Source organism: Xanthomarina sp., from assembly GCF_035306705.1.
Classification (GTDB): domain Bacteria; phylum Bacteroidota; class Bacteroidia; order Flavobacteriales; family Flavobacteriaceae; genus Xanthomarina.
Window position 1 is genome coordinate 1 of record NZ_DATGNO010000037.1, and the last position, 2,252, is coordinate 2,252.

A 2,252-nucleotide genomic window follows, 5' to 3' on the forward strand; every position below is an offset into this window, starting at 1 on the left:
CTGGAACCGAAATAATAGCCCTTTGGATAAGGGTGTCACTTTTTTTTCATAACTTTAAATATTAGAATTAAACATTACTTAAAGGTAGTGAATCGTGATGTAACTGTCTCGTGAAGCTACCTTTAGGTTTAGTTCAACAACGGCTATAATTCAGCGTGGCTTATATTTAATCTAACGAACTTTTCTTACTTTTAACCAAGCTGATTTCTCTGCGGACAAATCCTGCGGATTTATCCACGCCGAAATCATAGCCAAACCGTTGGCAACAAGTGTAAAACAAGTGTAAAAAGACAGACACTACAAAAATTAAATGATTATAAAATACATAAACTAACTAATGAATATACAAATTGAGGTTGCCTTATTAATATTATCTTTTTTATTTTTTTTGAGCATTTTAGCAGGAAAGGCTAGTTCAAGATATGGAGTTCCTGCATTATTATTGTTTCTAGGTGTAGGAATGTTATTTGGTAGTGATGGAATAGGGATACAATTTGAGAATATTCAAGTTGCCAACGCTATTGGAACTGTTGCATTATGTATTATTCTTTTCTCTGGTGGATTAGATACTAAGATTTCAGAAATCCGTCCAATATTACCACAAGGAGTTATACTAGCAACCTTAGGCGTACTCTTAACAGCACTTATCACAGGAGTAATTATTTGGTGGATTTTGGGAATGACAATGGCATCAGCTGGAATTGGACTTTTAACTTCCTTGTTGTTAGCATCAACTATGGCATCAACAGATTCAGCTTCAGTTTTTTCAATTCTTCGGGCAAAAAATCTACATCTAAAAAACAACCTAAGACCGATGCTAGAGCTGGAAAGCGGGAGCAACGACCCCATGGCATATATTCTTGTTATCACGTTAATAGACCTAATTAAATTAAGCAATGTTCCCAATTACTGGGTAGTTGGAGGTACATTGATTTTACAACTGGGTATTGGTGCTTTACTTGGTTTTGCATTGGGCAAACTGGCCGTAAGAATAATCAATCGTATTAAAATCGGAAATGACTCTTTGTATCCCATTTTAATCTTTACGTTGTGTATTTTTATCTTTTCCTTAACCTATTTTCTTAAGGGTAATGGATTTCTGGCCGTTTATATTGGGGGGCTGGTTATTGGGAACTCAAAGTTTGTACACAAACGTTCATCACTCGGTTTCTTTGATGGATTGGCATGGATGTCGCAGTTAATTATGTTCCTCACTTTAGGGCTACTTGTAAATCCACATGAGTTAGTACCTATTCTTATTCCTGGACTGATAATTAGTTTTTTAATGATTTTTGTTACTCGTCCATTGACCGTCTTTTTAAGTTTGCTTCCCTTTCGGAAAATGCCGTTTAAAGATAAAACATTTGTTTCTTGGGTTGGATTGAGAGGTGCTGTACCTATCATATTCGCCATTTACCCACTTGTTGAGAATGTTCCTCATGCTAGGTTGATATTTAACATTGTGTTTTTATGTACGTTAGTTTCGTTAGTAGTGCAAGGAACATCATTGCCTTTGGTTGCACGATGGCTTAATCTTGCAGTAGAACCAAAACAGATTAATAAGCTTAGAAATTTTGATGTGGATTTCTCGTCTGACATAAAATCAGTCACAACAGAAATTGAAATTACATCTAGAATTTTAGCGAAAGGAAATCAATTGATTCATTTGTCTTTGCCTGACAATACACTGGTGGTTATGGTGAATCGTGATGATAATTATTTTGTGCCAACAGGACAGACGATTTTAGAAGAAAAAGATAAAATTTTAATTATTACTGATAACCATGAAGCACTAATAGAAACCTATAAAAATTTAGGTATCGAAAATGCATAAGAAAACAGAACACCAGTTGCCAACAGGCGTTTGGCTCAATGGCGGGTGAAGTGGTTAATTGAACATTCTACCACGCATCAACTTTTGTGGTGTATTGACAGTTTTGTGCTTCGAAATCCGCTTCTTCGCCAAGCGCCAAACCGTTAGCGTTCATTGGAAGAACCCGAAACGAAATAGAAATAAAGGAAAAATAACAACAACGAGTATTCACCAATAAAAACAAATAAGTATGAAAAAAAACAAAGCAAGACCCATTTTGTTGCTGGCAACAGGACTACTATGGGCGAGCTTTGCACAAGCTCAAGAAAGCACAAACGCCTCTGGTGGTGATGCCACAGGAACAGGCGGTACAGCCAGCTATTCAGTAGGACAGGTAGTTTACACCACAAACACAGGTAGCACGGGAAGTGTAGCACAA

The 2,252-nt window shown here is 36.5% G+C and carries 1 protein-coding gene and 1 pseudogene; both read left to right on the forward strand.

Going from position 1 to position 2,252, the window contains the following annotated elements; translation table 11 throughout:
* The first annotated feature begins 337 nt into the window (after nt 1–337).
* Nucleotides 338–1,834, forward strand: a complete 1,497-nt coding sequence (locus VKY47_RS03110) for a potassium/proton antiporter (protein ID WP_324310271.1) — start codon at nt 338–340, stop codon at nt 1,832–1,834.
* Nucleotides 1,835–2,063: 229 nt separating this feature from the next.
* Nucleotides 2,064–2,252, forward strand: a pseudogene (locus VKY47_RS03115) (T9SS type A sorting domain-containing protein); the annotation flags it as partial.

What these genes read in the sequence shown, in the direction of transcription:
- VKY47_RS03110 (WP_324310271.1), top strand. Translation starts at nt 338, where the DNA reads ATGAATATACAAATTGAGGTTGCCTTATTAATATTATCTTTTTTATTT.